Genomic DNA, 16,256 nt, shown 5'->3' on the forward strand with positions numbered 1-16,256 from the left:
GCATATGAATTGCTATATCTATTTTAAGGCCAGCACTGACAAAGAAGCTGAAGTACTGCAGCAGGAACGGTTATTGCAAAACCTGATGCGTCAGGCTGATCAGCAGGGGCCCGGCTTGCAGAAACGTCCGGCAGAACAGGATGGCATGCATACCTGGATGGAGATTTATCATCAGGTCGCGCCTGATTTTGAACAGCGTCTTGCGCTGGCTTACGCGCAAACCGGATTGCAGCAATTACAGTCTGGTGAGCGACATATGGAATATTTTGTGGATGTAGACTTATGTGCCTGATCGTCTTTGCCTGGAAACTGATACCCTGCACACCTATCGTGTTTGCAGGCAACCGTGATGAATTTTATGACCGGCCTGCGGCTGCGGCTGACTGGTGGCAGGACTACCCTAACATATATGCTGGACGTGACCTGCAATCGGGCGGCACCTGGTTGGGTATGACTACACTCAATGGGGCGGATAGCCTGACCAGCAAATTTGCCGCTATTACCAATATCCGTGCACCATCTGAAAAGCGTGAAGATGCCCCATCGCGTGGAGAACTGGTTGCGAATTACCTCAAGAGTGATTTGGGTGCGCAAGAGTATATCGCCAGCATTCGCGACACTGTTGCTGACTATAATGGCTTCAATTTACTGATCGGCGACAAGGAAGACCTGATCTGGTTTTCCAACCGCAATCTGGATGATGTACGCAATGGTCAGCCCCTGCCTCCGGGTATTTATGGTATTTCCAATGCATCACTGGATACGCCCTGGCCAAAAGTTGTCAGGACCAAGGCAGAATTTGCCAGCATGATATGCCAACGTGCACCCGTAGATGCCTATTTTGAAGTATTGGCCAATACCACCCCTGCCCCAGATTGCCGTCTGCCTGATACCGGCGTTTCATTTGAGATGGAGCGCCTGCTGTCATCGCCATGCATAGTGTCACCAAGTTACGGCACGCGGGTTTCTACTGTAGTCAAAATCCATAAAGACTATCCGGCAGAATTCAATGAAAAGTTGTTGCGCTAAGTAAGTTTGGACAATCAGTCCATACTTTGTACCTTTATACTTTTTCCAGCCTGGCTTTGCACAGCAAGGCTGCTGCCAGCAATTTCAATATGCAAGGTAAAGCGGCGTAAGCCAATGTCAATGCCTGCAAGCCGCTCTCGCTGGCCAAGCCCGGTACATAGCCCAAGTACTCCAGGGCTGGCAATGCCAGGCCTGCGGCCAGCGCCAGGTTCATCTTGCTGGCCCAGTTCCAAACGCCAAAATAACTGGCTTCATTTTTTTCGCTATGCCCTGCAGCATGAATGACTCCAGCCAGCAAGGCTGGTGGCAAAGCCAGGTCTGCACCTAAACTCATCCCTGAAAAAATGCAAATCAGGGAAAAGGCCCATGCATCACCAACACCTAATGCAAGTACACCAACGAAACTGAATATGGACAAAAACATGGCTAACAACCATGCTTTGACCTCTCCTTTTCTTTGTGCCAGACGGGTCCATAAAGGCATGGACAAAGCAGCCGCCAGAAAATACATCAGCAACAAAACCCCGGATAAATGCGCCAGATGCAAACGGTCTTTAGTGAAAAACAGGAACAAGGTTGCCGGTATCGCTGCAGCAATGCCGTTAACCACAAATACCAGAAACAAGGCACGGAAACTACGATTAGCAAACAAATGACGCAAAGACAGCGGCACATGAATCGCGTCTGTCACACCGGATTTTCGCGGTGTTTGACGTATCAGGAACCACGCTGTCATCAACAGGCTGACACTCAACATGCCAGACAAGATCGTGACATTGCCAAACTGGATGATGATGGCTGTCGCAATCACACCAGCCAAACCACATGCCTCACGTGCACTGGTCAGTCTTATTCTTTGCCCAGGTTCCTGCGTCAGGGCCGCACCCCAGCTCTGGTAAGCAATACTGGCCAGGCTAAATCCTGCATACACGACCACCAGCGTGACAAAGAACCAGAGAAAAGCAGGATTGCCTGATAACTGAGGAGGATGGAACAGACCAATGAAGCCAGCAATCAATAATGGCAATGCCAGAGTGATATACGGCGCGTAAGTACGGCTTTGCGGCCTGCGGTCTATCACCGCACCAATAAAAGGATCAATGAAGGCATCCATGATACGTGTCAACAATAGTGCTGTGCCTATGGCCGATAAAGACATGCCTAATCGATCTGCATAAAATTGGGGCACATAGACATAGATGGGCAATGCCACCATCGCCAGCGGGAAGCCAAACAAGGCATAGGACAGCAAGTGCGAGAGTGAGAGGCGCGGCATATCATCCTGTTTGTGCTGTCTTTAGAAAGTAAAAAAGCGCGATCATTATTCCATGACCGCGCTTTTTCGTTTGAAGTCTGAAGGTTTAGCTCAGCTCTTCCAGGCGTAACTTCGTCACTGCACCAAAGACGGAGTCGAGCTTTTCGATTTTTTCTATGGCTGCAACGATATTTTTTTCCTTGGTCTGATGCGTGAGGATAATGATATCTGTCTGCGTTTCACCTTCTGCCGGTTCTTTTTGCAGCATGGCATCGATAGAGATCGTCAAATCTGCCAGGATGCGCGTGACATCAGCCAAAACACCAGGCTTGTCTGCCACATGCATGCGCAGATAATAGCTGGTGACGATTTCTGCCATAGGCAAGACCGGCAAATCACTTAGGGAGTTAGACTGAAAGGCCAGGTAAGGTACACGATGCTCAGGATCAGCCGTTGCCAGGCGCGTGATATCAACCAGATCGGCAATCACTGCAGACGCGGTAGGCTCGGAGCCAGCACCCTTGCCATAGTACAGGGTCGCACCGACTGCATCGCCATGTACCAGTACCGCATTCATGGCACCTTCGACATTGGCGATCAGGCGTTTTTCAGGAATCAGGGTTGGATGTACGCGTAGTTCTATGCCAGCCTCAGTACGTTTGCTGATACCCAGCAATTTGATGCGATAACCCAGTTCTTCTGCATAGCGGATGTCGCTGGCTTGCAAGTTGGTGATGCCCTCCACATGGGCTTTATCAAACTGCATGGGGATACCATAGGCAATCGCCGCCATGATGGTGGCTTTGTGTGCAGCATCGACACCTTCGATATCAAAGGTAGGGTCAGCTTCTGCATAACCCAGCTCTTGTGCCTGTTTCAGCACAGTTGCAAAGTCCAGCCCCTTGTCACGCATTTCAGACAAGATGAAATTGGTCGTGCCATTGATGATGCCAGCAATCCACTGTATGCGATTAGCAGTCAGTCCTTCACGTAAGGCCTTGATAATGGGAATGCCACCAGCAACCGCAGCCTCAAATGCGACCATGACACCTTTTTCTTCTGCCGCCTTGAAGATTTCATTGCCATGTGTTGCCAGCAAAGCCTTATTGGCCGTCACCACATGCTTGCCATTGGCGATGGCTTTCATGACCAGGTCTTTGGCAATGCCATAACCGCCTATCAATTCGATGACGATATCGATATCCGGGTTGGTAACCACCAGATTGGCATCATTGACGACTTCACATTCACCATTGGTCAACTCTCGTGCCCGCTCAACATTCAGGTCTGCCACCATGGCAATCTCAATCGAGCGACCTGCGCGACGCGTAATCTCTAATTGATTGCGCTTCAAAACGTTGAAAGTGCCGGAGCCGACGGTGCCTATGCCTAACAGGCCTACTTTGATGGGTTTCATAAGTTTTCTAAACAGTAAATTAAATTAATTAATTGGTGCCGTGACGCTTTCGATATGCTTCGAGGAAACTAGCAATACGCCCGAAAGCATCAGTCAAATCATCCGTATTGGGCAAGAACACGACACGGAAATGGTCGGGATTGATCCAGTTAAATCCCGTTCCCTGTACCAGCAACACGCGCTGCTCGGTCAGCAGTTCGTGGATAAACTCCTGGTCATCCTTGATGGGATACATCACGGGGTCCAGTTTGGGAAACATATACAGCGCAGCCTTGGGTTTAACGCAAGTCACACCAGGAATTGCCGTCAACAGTTTGTGCGCCAGATCGCGTTGCTTGAGCAAGCGTCCACCTGGCCCAACCAGATCATTAATACTCTGGTAGCCACCGAGTGCCGTCTGGATTGCAAACTGCCCCGGTGCATTTGCGCACAAACGCATGGAGGCTAACATATTCAAGCCTTCAATATAATCCTTGGCATGACGTTTTTCGCCGGATACCACCATCCAGCCAGCGCGATAACCGCAAGAACGATAGTTTTTAGAAAGACCGTTCAGCGTCAGGAACAGCACATCATCAGCCAGCGAAGCAATGGAGGTGTGCACTTCGCCATCATACAAAGTCTTGTCGTAAATTTCATCAGCAAAAACGATGAGCTGATGCTGGCGCGCCACTTCAACTATCTGCTGCAAGACCTCAACTGGGTACAAGGCGCCTGTAGGATTATTGGGATTGATGACGACGATGGCCTTGGTTTTAGGCGTGATCTTGCTTTTGATATCGTCAATATCCGGCATCCAGTCTGCACTTTCGTCACAGACATAATGCACAGGTTTGCCGCCTGACAGGCTCACCGCCGCTGTCCACAAGGGGTAATCAGGGGCTGGCACTAATACCTCATCACCACTATTGAGCAATGCATTCATGCCCATGACGATCAGTTCTGAAGCACCATTGCCGATATAAATATCTTCTATGGTCACACCTCGGATATGCTTTTCCTGGGTGTAATGCATAATCGCTTTGCGCGGCGCAAACATGCCTTTGGAGTCGGTATAACCGGCTGCATTTTGCATGTTACGTATCATATCCTGCACGATTTCATCCGGCGGATCAAAATTGAAAACCGCCAGATTACCGATATTGAGCTTGATGATCTTGTGGCCTTCATCCTCCATCTGCTTGGCTTTTTCCATGACGGGGCCACGGATGTCATAACAAACGTCTGCTAGTTTTAATGATTTTTGTATGGGTCGCACCGCTGCAATCCTTGATAATATTCATGAGTTGGCTGCATCCATGTTTTCCAGCCAGGCCGAAATTGAATGCAAGCGCATGATAAGCTGCAATACAGAAATGCTGCACTGCCGAACGTTCCATTCTGCACAATGCGCCGAATTTTATCAATCAGAACTTGGCAAAAGCTGAACTCCAGAGCAAATTTGCCCAAATAGAGTCGCATCATGTATCGTAAATGATGGTTTTACAACCTAATAGACTTGAACAAGCAAAATTAGTAAGAACGAAAAAGGATATTGCAAGTCTAATACCAAGTAAGAATCAAGCGGACTGTATCGAGTAATTACCAATCAGTAGAAGCGGTCATGAAAAAACTATTTTTATCCCTGTTGTTCAGCATAGCTGGCATGAATGCTGCCTTTGCACAAAATGTGATTGAATCCATCGCCATGGACAGTGGTGGCAGGCTGGGAGCCAGTCTATTGGTTTTGGAAACCGGGCAAAGCTTGTGGATATTGCCTGATACCCCAGCTCCCATGCAGGGAGTTAGCAAGTTACCCGTCGTTATGACAGCGTTGGCTGCAGTTGATAAAAACAAACTTCAGTTGGATCAAAAAGTCACTGTCGGTAAAGAGGATTTACTGGCTGCAGAGCTAGCCAGCCCTCTACGCGACGAGCATCCAGACGGTAATTTCAAAATTACTGTCAAGGCATTGATGCATCACGCGATTGTCGATAATGATGGCACAGCCACTGATGTCTTGCTGCGCTTACTGGGCGGACCAACATCGGTCATGCAATATCTGGCGCAACTGGACATAAAAGATATCAAAGTCCTGGATACAGAAAAAGAAATTGGTAAATCCTGGAACATGCAATACCGTAACACGGCCACGCCCAAAGCCATGATCAAGTTGTTGCAGGCTTTGCAGCAAGGCAAAGCCTTGAGTCCCAAAAGCAGTGAATTATTACTGAAATGGATGACAGACAAGGAAGCCGACCTGAAATCCACTTCAAACACCGCCCCCAATCCCAATGTCGCCCGCATCAAGGTTCTACTACCTGCTGGCACACCCGTGATCCACAAAGCTGGCAGTTCGCCAACTCATGGCAGCCTGACTGCGGCCCATAATGACGTGGGCATTGTTACTTTGCCGAATGGTCATCATATGGCAGTGGCCGTATTTCTAACAGATAGCAAAGCACCACATGCATCCCGTGATTTAACTATCGCTAAAATTACCCGTGTTGGCTGGGATGCATGGTCAAAAAAATAGGCCCGTAGCGTTTAAGCATCCCATGGAAGCTGATAAAAAACGTTACAATGCGCCTCTTTACAGTCTTAACCCTTGAGCTACATCGATGAAGTTGCACTCTACTCCTACGCAGCAATACCAGACCATCACTGCTTATGAAAAAGACAGTGTAGAAATTAATGCAATTACTTATACCCAAAGCCTGATCGTGCTGCCGGAAACCAAGCCGCAGCAATGGTCGGCCACCAGTTTTGAGCAATTGAATGCTGAAGATTTTGCGCAAATCGAAGCTACTGTGCCCGATGTTGTCATTTTGGGCACAGGTAACAAGCAGCGCTTCGTTCATCCCAAACTGACCGCTGCACTGGCTGCCAAACGTATAGGCGTGGAGTGCATGGACAATCAGGCTGCCTGTCGTACTTATAATATCCTGATGGCTGAAGGCCGTAAGGTTGCGCTTGCCCTGATTATGGAAACTGCATGAACAAGACCTCTCCTTACGATTCACCGCGTACATTATGGGCGCTGAGTATCGCCTTCCTGCTGGTCTGGTTTTACATGCTGGGAGCAAGAACTCTGGTGCCAACCGATGAAGGTCGTTACGCCGAAATGGGCCGCGAAATGCTGGCCTCAGGTGACTGGATCACCTTGCGTCTGAACGGCATCAAGTATTTTGAAAAGCCTCCGCTGCAAAACTGGATGAATGCCCTGACCTTTGCCATATTCGGCCTGGGTGATTGGCAAGCACGTCTATGGACTGGCTTGAATGGTTTGCTGGGTGTTGCCGCAGTAGCTTACACCGGCAACAAGATATTCAGCCGCCGCGTTGGCGTCGTTGCCGCTCTGGTATTGGGCTCAAGTTTCTGGTGGGCTGGCATGGGTCACGTCAACTCCCTGGATATGGGCCTGTCTGGCATGATGACTCTGGTCTTGTGTGGTTTGCTGGTCGCTCAAATGGCTGATGCAAATAGTAAGACAGAGCGCAATGCCATGCTGGTTTGCTGGGCAGGCATGGCATTGGCGACGATGTCAAAAGGCTTGATCGGTTTTGTATTGCCAGGAGGGGTATTGGTCATATATACCCTGGCGACACGAGACTGGGGTTTATGGAAACGCCTGCACATGGGCAAGGGCCTGATCCTGTTTTTTGCTATCACAGCACCGTGGTTTATTTTGATAGCGATAAAAAACCCAGAACATCCGCATTTCTTTTTTATTCATGAGCACTGGGACAGATTTACAAGTGATGTACACAAACGCGGCGGCCCTTGGCATTACTTTATTCCCTTGCTTATCATAGGGGTCGTGCCGTGGATCGGTGTCTTGTTGCAAGGACTCTGGTCCGGCGTAAGAGATAAAACCCCAGGCTTTCAACCCAAGAAGATGTTGTTTATCTGGGCTGCTTTCCTGTTTTTCTTTTTCAGCATTTCAGGCTCCAAATTACCAGGCTATATCCTGCCTATATTTCCGGCATTGGCACTCTTGATTGCCTGCCATCTGGAACAAACGGATAGCCGCCCGGTAAAAATGGCCGGCATCTTGTTTACTGTAGTCGGCATAGCTGGCGCAGTTGGCCTGACAATCTATCTGAGAAAACTGGATACTGCAGATACATTCGATCACGCATTAGCAACCGCTTATGCGCCATGGATAATTGGTGTTATTGCGCTGGCGATAACTGGAGGACTGCTCACCTGGTTGCTGGCACGCAAAGGGAATATTGGAAAAGACTGGGCCATCATTTGTCTGGCTACCAGTGGTTATCTGGTTGGGCAAATTGCCTTTTTGGGACATAACCCTTGGGGCAAATATATCGCGGGCAGCGAATACATACCAGCAATCAAGGCGGAATTGATCTCACCAACAACTCCATTCTATGCAGTTGGCCGCTATGAACAGGCATTACCGTTTTATCTGGAACGGATTGTGACGCTGGTTGAGTTCCCTGATGAAATGCAGTTTGGCCTTAAGCAACAACCAGAATTGTGGATACCCGAGCGCGAAGATTTCATCAAAAAATGGCAGACGCATCAGGACAAGGGCGAAGCTGCAGTTGCCATCCTGCGCAATGATATTTATGAAGACTTGAAAAAAACCGACTTCCCCATGCGAATAATCGCCAAGGATCCGCGCCGCGTCATCGTCGCCAATCTGGTTAATAAAAACAAATAAACAATTATGAATATCAATACCTTTGGCTTTATCTTCACAGGCATTATGCTCAATGCTGTTGCCCAGCTTTTGCTCAAGAAAGGTACCAATGCAGTTGGCGCGATTCATCTGACTGCAGAGAACTGGTTTTCAACGGGCTTGCAACTGGCAACACAGTTACCCATCATCGGCGGCCTGACTTGCTACGTCATCTCTGTCGTCGTCTGGATCATAGGTTTGTCACGTGTTGATGTCAGTATTGCTTACCCGTTGCTATCATTAGGCTATATCGTCAATGCCATCGGTGCCTGGTATTTCCTGGGTGAAGTCATGTCCATGCAAAGGATGCTGGCAATTGGCGTCATCATCATTGGTGTGGCCTTGTTAGTTAAAAGCTGAATTGGTTCATTGGCACACACCTTATATTCCATAAGAATAGCTTTGTTTTATTGAAAGGTTCACCATGAGTGACACATCCAAATTCCTGCCATTCACCAAACCAACTATCGATGAAGAGACCATCGCTGCCGTCACAGAAGTCTTGCGTTCTGGCTGGCTGACCAGTGGCCCCAAAGTGCAAGCTTTAGAAGCACAATTGTCTGAATATTTTGGTGGACGTCCTGTGCGCACTTTCAATTCTGGCACCTGCACCATGGAAATTGCCCTGCGCATTGCTGGCATAGGCGCAGGCGATGAAGTCATCACCACACCAAATTCATGGGTAGCAACCGCCAATGTCATTATAGAAACTGGCGCAACGCCTGTGTTTGCTGACATTGATCCCAAAACACATAATATCGACCTAGACAAAGTTGAAGCAGTGATCACACCACGTACCAAGGCGATTATCCCCGTGCACATGTGCGGCCTGCCTTGCGATATGGACAAGCTGTATGCAATTGCCAACAAATGCAATTTGCGCGTCATTGAAGATGCCGCACAAGCCATAGGTTCCAGCTGGAAAGGCAAGCGCATAGGCTCTTTCGGCGACTTTGCTTCATTCAGCTTCCAGGTCAATAAAAACATCATGACAGGCGAAGGTGGTTGTCTGGTGTTGAACAACGCAGAAGAAGCACGCCTGGCAGAAAAGTACAGACTGCAAGGCGTGACGCGCAGTGGGCTGGACGGTATAGATGTTGATGTGCTCGGTGGCAAATATAATATGACCGATATTGCCGCTGCCATAGGTCTGGGGCAAATGAAACATCTGGCAGAGTTCAATACCAAACGCGCGGCCCTGGCAAAGCACTATTTCACCAGCTTTGGTACTGAGTTTGAACAAAAGACAGGTGCAGAGTTGCCCGTTGCCGACTTTGAAAACAGTAACTGGCATATGTTCCACCTGGTGTTGCCAGAAAGCGTTAATCGTGCGGCTTTCATGCAGCAAATGCTGGATCAGCAAATTGGCCTGGGTTATCACTATCGTGCCATCCATTTGTTCAGCATGTACCGCGAGCGCGGCTTTACTGATGGCATGTTCCCCATTGCAGAACGCATAGGTAAACAGATTGTTACTTTGCCATTATTTCCATCCATGAACACAGAAGATGTCGAAAGAGTCGTGTCTGCGGTAAAATCCTGCCTTCTCTGAAATCGGCAGAACAATACCAATGAAACCCGAACTCTCTGTTGTCATACCCGTCTACAACGAAGAAGCTGGCCTCGCCAAGCTGTTTGAACGCCTGTATCCGGCGCTTGATACGCTGGCGGCACGCGGTGTCAGCTATGAAGTTGTATTTGTTAACGATGGCAGCCGCGATAACACGCCTGCCTTGCTGGCTGACCAGTATCGCTTGCGCCCTGACGTCACACGGGTAGTGCTGTTCAATGGCAATTATGGCCAGCACATGGCTATTCTGGCTGGTTTTGAAGCCACGCGCGGTGAAATCGTCGTTACCCTGGATGCCGATTTGCAAAATCCGCCAGAAGAAATCGGTGCCCTCGTCGATAAAATGCGTGAAGGCTATGATTACGTAGGCTCCATACGCCGCAAGCGCCAGGATTCTGCCTGGCGTACCTATGCATCCAAGGCGATGAACCGCTTCCGCGAGAAGATCACGCGTATCAAGATCACGGATCAAGGCAATATGCTGCGCGCCTATGGTCGCAACGTGATCAATTTGATCAATCAGTGTAGTGAAGTGAATACCTTCGTCCCTGCCCTGGCTTATACCTTTGCACGCAAGCCAACAGAAATCATCGTTGAACATGAAGAACGTTCTGCCGGCGAATCAAAATATTCGATTTATAGCCTGATACGTCTGAATTTTGACTTGATGACCGGTTTTTCCATCATGCCTTTGCAATGGTTCTCTATGCTGGGTATGGCGCTATCGATCCTGTCTGGTGGCCTGGTATTACTCTTGTTGATACGCCGTTTTGCACTGGGCGCAGAAGCAGAAGGTCTGTTCACTCTGTTTGCTATCGCCTTCTTCCTGATGGGTGTGATCCTGTTTGGTATAGGATTACTGGGTGAATACGTGGGCCGCATTTACCAGCAAGTACGCGGTCGTCCACGTTATGTGGTGCAAACCATATTGGAACAATCCACCCCGGATTTGCCTGAAGTTAATTAAGAAAGCAGTGATGACTACATCAGCATCCCCTGCAACAGCAGTGGTTTTTGCCTATCACAGTGTAGGTGTGCGTTGCATCAAGACTTTGCTGGCTCGTGGCATAGCCGTCAAACTGGTCGTCAGTCACACTGACAATCCGGCAGAAACCATCTGGTTTGAATCAGTGGCCGATTTGTGCCGTGAGCAAGGCATACCTTGCATCACGCCCGATGATCCAAAATCAGTTGAGCTAAAAGAACAGGTAGCAGCCATAGCGCCTGATTTCATTTTCAGTTTTTATTACCGTCATATGCTGCCGCTGGATGTATTAGCACTGGCCAAGCGCGGTGCTTACAACCTGCATGGTTCTTTGCTGCCTAAATACCGTGGTCGTGTACCTGTCAACTGGGCAGTCTTGCATGGTGAGACTGAAACTGGTGCCACCCTGCATGAAATGGCCTTGAAGCCTGATGCAGGTGATATTCTTGCCCAAGTATCAGCACCTATTTTGCCGGACGACACAGCCTATGAAGTATTTGGCAAATTGACTGTCGCAGCAGAGCAATGCCTGTGGACTGCGTTACCGGATTTGATAGCTGGGACCGCCACGCGTTTGACTAACGATTTATCTGCCGGCAGCTATTTTGGTGGACGCAAACCGGAAGACGGGCGCATCAACTGGCAACAAACGGCGCAACAGGTATATAACCTGCATAGAGCAGTAGCCCCCCCCTACCCTGGTGCTTTTACCGATCAGGCTGGTCATCGTTTTGTTATCGGAAAAGCACGCTTATCCAAAACTGATGCGGCAAATTTGCCGACAGGCTTACATGTAGTAGATAATAACGTCCTTGGCGTGTGCGGCGATGGCCGGGCATTGCATATTATTGAATTGTTAATGGATGGCAAAATCATGGGGGCGCAGGAATTAGCGACCCTATTGAAGCAAGCGGCATAAGCCCTCGCTTTGCGCATCTGAACTGGCAATCAACATTTACTTTAAAAAGAATTCATTATGAAAAAAGTCCTCATACTCGGCGTGAACGGTTTTATCGGTCACCATTTGTCCAAGCGCATTCTGGAAACCACAGACTGGGAAGTGTATGGCATGGACATGCAAACCGAGCGTCTGGGCGACATGATCAATCACCCACGCATGCATTTCTTTGAAGGTGACATCACCATCAATAAAGAATGGGTTGAATACCATGTAAAAAAATGCGATGTCATCCTGCCTCTGGTTGCGATCGCGACACCTTCCACATACGTAAAACAGCCTCTGCGCGTATTTGAACTGGATTTTGAAGCCAACCTGCCTATCGTTCGCTCCGCTGCAAAATATGGCAAGCACCTGGTATTCCCGTCGACTTCTGAAGTCTATGGCATGTGCCATGATGAAGAATTTGATCCTGAAGAATCTGAACTGATCTGCGGCCCTATCAATAAACCACGCTGGATTTACTCTTGCGCCAAGCAATTGATGGATCGCGTGATCTGGGGTTATGGCATGGAAGGCCTGAACTTCACCCTGTTCCGTCCATTCAACTGGATCGGTGCTGGCCTGGACAACATCCACACACCTAAAGAAGGCAGTTCACGCGTTGTGACGCAATTCTTTGGTCATATCGTCCGTGGTGAAAATATTTCCCTGGTGGATGGCGGCGCGCAAAAACGTGCTTTCACTTATATCGACGATGGTATCGATGCCCTGATGCGCATTATCGATAACAAAAACGGCGTAGCCAGCGGCAAAATCTATAACATCGGCAACCCGACCAATAATTTCTCCATCCGCGAACTGGCACACATGATGCTGGATCTGGCTGCAGAGTATCCTGAGTATGCTGAAACAGCCAAAAAAGTAGAACTGACAGAAACCACTTCTGCTGCCTACTACGGCAAAGGCTACCAGGACGTGCAAAATCGCGTACCGAAAATCACCAATACCTGTGAAGAACTGGGCTGGAAGCCAGTGACAACCATGCCAGACACCATGCGCAATATTTTCGACGCTTACCGCAGCCAGGTAGCTGAAGCACGCGCCTTGATGGATTAATTACTGGACTACATGCCTACCATCGTTCTCAAGATCGACGTCGATACCTATCGCGGCACTAAAGAAGGCGTACCTAACCTGGTGCGCATTCTCAAGAAACATAATGCAGGCGCAACTTTCCTGTTTTCTTTGGGCAAGGACCACACTGGTTGGGCCTTGCGCAGGGCATTTCGCCCTGGCTTTTTCCAAAAAGTGTCGCGCACTTCGGTCCTGGAACATTATGGCTTCAAGACCCTGATGTATGGCGTATTTCTGCCAGCGCCGGATATAGGCAGTTGCACAACCGAAATGCAGGCAGTGCGTGATGCCGGTTTTGAATGCGGCATCCATACCTGGGATCACGTAGTCTGGCAAGATAATGTGCGGGTGCGTGACCTGGATTGGACGCGCAAGCAGATGCTGCAAGCTCACCAGCGCTTCCAGCAGATTTTTGGCGCAACACCAAAAACTCATGGTGCGGCTGGCTGGCAAATGAATGATCACGCTTTTGCCCAGCTTGACCAGTTCGGCATGCAATACGCATCTGACGGGCGCGCCATGCTCAATGCAGATGGCAGCCTCGCCGATGCGGATGCTGGCCCTTATCGCCTGCAAGTGGGCAATACGACCATGTCCTGCATACAGATGCCAACTACCCTGCCCACGCTGGATGAGTTGCTGGGACGCGACATCGCTGGCAATGTCATTAGCGAGTCAAATATCGCAGCCAATATACTGAAACTGACAGCAAATCCAAAAGATCATGTATTTACCTTACATGCAGAGCTTGAAGGACAAAAACTCGCCCCCATATTCGAGGAATTGCTGACAGGCTGGCACAAGCAAGGTTATCGTTGTATTTCCATGGCGGACTACTATGCGTCCATCAAGAATAGTGACTTACCGACACGTCCATTGTCATGGGCAAGCTTGCCAGGCCGTTCCGGAGAGCTGGTCGCCCTGATCTAGTCAGTCAGCAACATTTCTCCACCCCTAACCAAGGAGATGAAAGTGGCTGAGACCCCTTCCGCACTGCACTGCCAGGTACCAGAATTTTCCGCCGCCATGACTGGCGACAAAGCGTTTCAATTAAGTGATCATGTTGGTAAAAATATCATTATTTATTTTTACCCAAAAGACAATACTCCGGGCTGTACCACGGAAAGTATCGCCTTCCGTGACTTGCACCCACAATTCCAGCAAGCTAATACTGAGGTTTTTGGTATCAGCCGTGACAGCCTGCGCTCTCACGAAGGCTTTAAAAATAAATTAGGCCTGCCTTTCGAGTTAATTTCTGACCCTGACGAAACCTTGTGTCTGTTGTTCAATGTCATGAAAATGAAGAACATGTATGGCAAACAGGTGCGCGGCATAGAGCGCAGCACATTTGTGATTGACGGCAATGGTAAATTAGTGAAAGAATGGCGTGGAGTTAAAGTAGCAGGACACGTAGACGAAGTACTCGAATTTGTGAGCGCCCAAACTTAATTGAACTCTCCAGAATTACTCTTGATAAAAGCCGTGAAAGACAGTGCCAGCAGCAATGCTGGTATGTCCTTAACGGCTTTTAACTTTTCAGCTCTCACTTTTTGATTGAGGTTTTCATGCCATTGCCAAAAATGCCGACCAAGCCAGCAGCACTGCTTTCACCCAAGGATTATCCGAAGGCAGAAAAAGGCAAACCAGCCAAAACAATAAAATCCGCAACGCCAGAGAAAATCAAAACCATAGATGTCGCCCCGGCACCACAAAGAAAGAAAGTAGCCACGGTCCCGGCAGTGGTCAGCAAACCTGTTGCAGAAAAAACGACACCCGCAGTCGTCGCCAAAACTTTGCCAGCCGTTGCTGCAAGCAAGGCCAAAACCCATGACAGCCGCGTCAAGTCCGGTACCAGCCGTGCCGCAGACAAATCCGGCACTACCAAGCTGTTTGTACTCGACACCAATGTCCTGATGCATGATCCTTCATCCTTGTTCCGCTTTGAAGAGCATGATGTCTACCTGCCCATGATCACCCTGGAAGAACTGGATGATCATAAAAAAGGCATGTCAGAAGTTGCCCGCAATGCGCGCCAGGTATCACGTTCTCTGGATGCCCTGGTAGGTGATATCGATCATCACGATATAGAAAAAGGTATCTTGTTATCCAAACTGGGTAACAAGGATGCCAAGGGCCACCTGTACTTCCAGACCAAGCTGCAAAGTGCCGACCTGCCAGTCGGTCTGCCTAAAGGCAAGGCTGATAATCAGATACTTGGTGTAGTTCGTGCGCTGGAAACAGAAAAGCCAGGTCGCCCAGTGGTGCTGGTGTCAAAAGACATCAATATGCGCATCAAGGCACGCGCCATGGGCTTGCCTGCTGAAGACTACTTCAATGACCACGTGCTTGAAGATTCAGATCTCTTGTATTCAGGCATCGTGCAATTGCCTGATGATTTCTGGAACAAGCATGGCAAGGGCATAGAAACCTGGCAAGAAAACCGCAATGGTCTGAGCACGACTTTCTATCGTATTACTGGCCCGGTCATCCCTTCCCTGCTGGTGAACCAGTTCGTTTACCTGGAACCCAAGAATGGCGAAGCGTCTTTCTATGGCCAGGTCAGACAAATCAACGGCAAGACTGCAGTACTACAAACCTTGCGCGACTATGGCCATATCAAGCATAGCGTCTGGGGCATCACTTCACGCAATCGTGAGCAAAACTTTGCATTGAATCTGTTGATGGATCCGGAATGCGATTTCGTTACCCTGCTGGGTCAGGCTGGCACAGGCAAGACCTTGCTCGCACTGGCAGCAGGTCTGGCGCAAGTTCTGGAAACCAAAACCTATAATGAAATCATCGTCACACGCGTTACTGTGCCGGTTGGTGAAGACATAGGCTTCCTGCCAGGTACAGAGGAAGAAAAAATGTCGCCTTGGATGGGTGCGTTTGACGACAATCTCGAAGTGCTCAACAAGTCCGACAATGATGCCGGTGACTGGGGGCGTGCTGCCACTCAGGATTTGATACGTTCAAAGATCAAGATCAAATCCCTGAACTTCATGCGTGGCCGCACTTTCGTCAATAAATTCCTCATCATCGACGAAGCACAGAACTTGACACCTAAGCAGGTCAAAACTTTGGTAACTCGCGCGGGCCCAGGTACCAAGATCATCTGCTTGGGTAATATTGCCCAAATCGATACGCCTTACCTGACTGAAGGTTCCAGCGGCTTGACTTATGTCGTGGACAGGTTCAAAGGTTGGGCACACAGCGGCCATGTAACACTGGCACGTGGTGAGCGTTCTCGTCTGGCAGATCACGCGAGCGAGATTTTATAA

General features: G+C 49.1%; 16 protein-coding genes. 13 read left to right on the plus strand and 3 right to left on the minus strand.

The features are described from left to right. Positions 1 to 4 precede the first annotated feature (4 nt). Positions 5 to 292 carry a DUF4936 family protein gene (locus AC3WQT_RS13320; protein ID WP_492704438.1) on the plus strand — a complete coding sequence of 96 codons (288 nt, stop codon included), beginning with the start codon at positions 5 to 7 and terminating at the stop codon, positions 290 to 292. After that, entirely contained in the window at positions 283 to 1,029 is a 747-nt protein-coding gene (locus AC3WQT_RS13325) for an NRDE family protein (protein WP_492704439.1), read from the plus strand. The genes AC3WQT_RS13320 and AC3WQT_RS13325 overlap by 10 nt, the downstream gene beginning before the upstream one ends. Before the next feature lie 34 nt (positions 1,030 to 1,063). Here AC3WQT_RS13325 and AC3WQT_RS13330 read toward each other — a convergent pair whose 3' ends face one another. The 3 genes from AC3WQT_RS13330 to AC3WQT_RS13340 form a co-directional block, all read right to left on the minus strand. Next, positions 1,064 to 2,305, minus strand: a complete 1,242-nt coding sequence (locus tag AC3WQT_RS13330) for an MFS transporter (RefSeq protein WP_492704440.1) — start codon at positions 2,303 to 2,305, stop codon at positions 1,064 to 1,066. 85 nt (positions 2,306 to 2,390) lie between these two features. After that, a complete protein-coding gene (locus AC3WQT_RS13335) occupies positions 2,391 to 3,701 on the minus strand; it encodes a homoserine dehydrogenase (RefSeq protein WP_492704441.1) in 1,311 nt (436 codons plus the stop codon). Positions 3,702 to 3,729: 28 nt separating this feature from the next. Further along, the gene (locus tag AC3WQT_RS13340) at positions 3,730 to 4,959 is read right to left on the minus strand and encodes a pyridoxal phosphate-dependent aminotransferase (protein ID WP_492704442.1); all 1,230 of its coding nucleotides are present in this window, start codon (positions 4,957 to 4,959) and stop codon (positions 3,730 to 3,732) included. Positions 4,960 to 5,304: 345 nt separating this feature from the next. On the opposite strand from AC3WQT_RS13340, the gene bla reads away from it, so the two are divergent. The 11 genes from bla to AC3WQT_RS13395 all read left to right on the plus strand — a co-directional run bounded on the left by bla (position 5,305) and on the right by AC3WQT_RS13395 (position 16,256). Continuing rightward, positions 5,305 to 6,216, plus strand: a complete 912-nt coding sequence (gene bla / locus AC3WQT_RS13345) for a class A beta-lactamase (protein WP_492704443.1) — start codon at positions 5,305 to 5,307, stop codon at positions 6,214 to 6,216. An 85-nt stretch (positions 6,217 to 6,301) separates the two neighbouring features. Next, positions 6,302 to 6,679: an Mth938-like domain-containing protein gene (locus AC3WQT_RS13350; RefSeq protein WP_492704444.1), complete on the plus strand. Its 378-nt coding sequence runs from the start codon at positions 6,302 to 6,304 to the stop codon at positions 6,677 to 6,679. Next, on the plus strand, positions 6,676 to 8,367 hold the full coding sequence (locus tag AC3WQT_RS13355) for a glycosyltransferase family 39 protein (protein ID WP_492704445.1): 1,692 nt from the start codon (positions 6,676 to 6,678) through the stop codon (positions 8,365 to 8,367). The genes AC3WQT_RS13350 and AC3WQT_RS13355 overlap by 4 nt, the downstream gene beginning before the upstream one ends. A 6-nt stretch (positions 8,368 to 8,373) precedes the next feature. After that, positions 8,374 to 8,745: an EamA family transporter gene (locus AC3WQT_RS13360; protein ID WP_162041263.1), complete on the plus strand. Its 372-nt coding sequence runs from the start codon at positions 8,374 to 8,376 to the stop codon at positions 8,743 to 8,745. 64 nt (positions 8,746 to 8,809) lie between these two features. After that, the gene (locus tag AC3WQT_RS13365) at positions 8,810 to 9,937 is read left to right on the plus strand and encodes a DegT/DnrJ/EryC1/StrS family aminotransferase (RefSeq protein WP_492704446.1); all 1,128 of its coding nucleotides are present in this window, start codon (positions 8,810 to 8,812) and stop codon (positions 9,935 to 9,937) included. 19 nt (positions 9,938 to 9,956) lie between these two features. Continuing rightward, the gene (locus tag AC3WQT_RS13370) at positions 9,957 to 10,922 is read left to right on the plus strand and encodes a glycosyltransferase (protein WP_492704447.1); all 966 of its coding nucleotides are present in this window, start codon (positions 9,957 to 9,959) and stop codon (positions 10,920 to 10,922) included. A 10-nt stretch (positions 10,923 to 10,932) separates the two neighbouring features. Then, positions 10,933 to 11,859, plus strand: a complete 927-nt coding sequence (locus AC3WQT_RS13375) for a formyltransferase (RefSeq protein WP_492704448.1) — start codon at positions 10,933 to 10,935, stop codon at positions 11,857 to 11,859. A gap of 57 nt (positions 11,860 to 11,916) precedes the next feature. Then, positions 11,917 to 12,957 carry a bifunctional UDP-4-keto-pentose/UDP-xylose synthase gene (locus tag AC3WQT_RS13380; RefSeq protein ID WP_110253336.1) on the plus strand — a complete coding sequence of 347 codons (1,041 nt, stop codon included), beginning with the start codon at positions 11,917 to 11,919 and terminating at the stop codon, positions 12,955 to 12,957. Positions 12,958 to 12,969: 12 nt separating this feature from the next. Further along, complete coding sequence (locus tag AC3WQT_RS13385) at positions 12,970 to 13,905, plus strand: polysaccharide deacetylase family protein (protein ID WP_492704449.1); 936 nt, start codon at positions 12,970 to 12,972, stop codon at positions 13,903 to 13,905. Positions 13,906 to 13,941: 36 nt separating this feature from the next. Beyond that, positions 13,942 to 14,424, plus strand: a complete 483-nt coding sequence (locus AC3WQT_RS13390) for a peroxiredoxin (protein WP_492704450.1) — start codon at positions 13,942 to 13,944, stop codon at positions 14,422 to 14,424. A 116-nt stretch (positions 14,425 to 14,540) separates the two neighbouring features. Beyond that, positions 14,541 to 16,256 carry a PhoH family protein gene (locus AC3WQT_RS13395; protein WP_492704451.1) on the plus strand — a complete coding sequence of 572 codons (1,716 nt, stop codon included), beginning with the start codon at positions 14,541 to 14,543 and terminating at the stop codon, positions 16,254 to 16,256.

The organism is Undibacterium sp. FW305-107 (genome assembly GCF_058788535.1).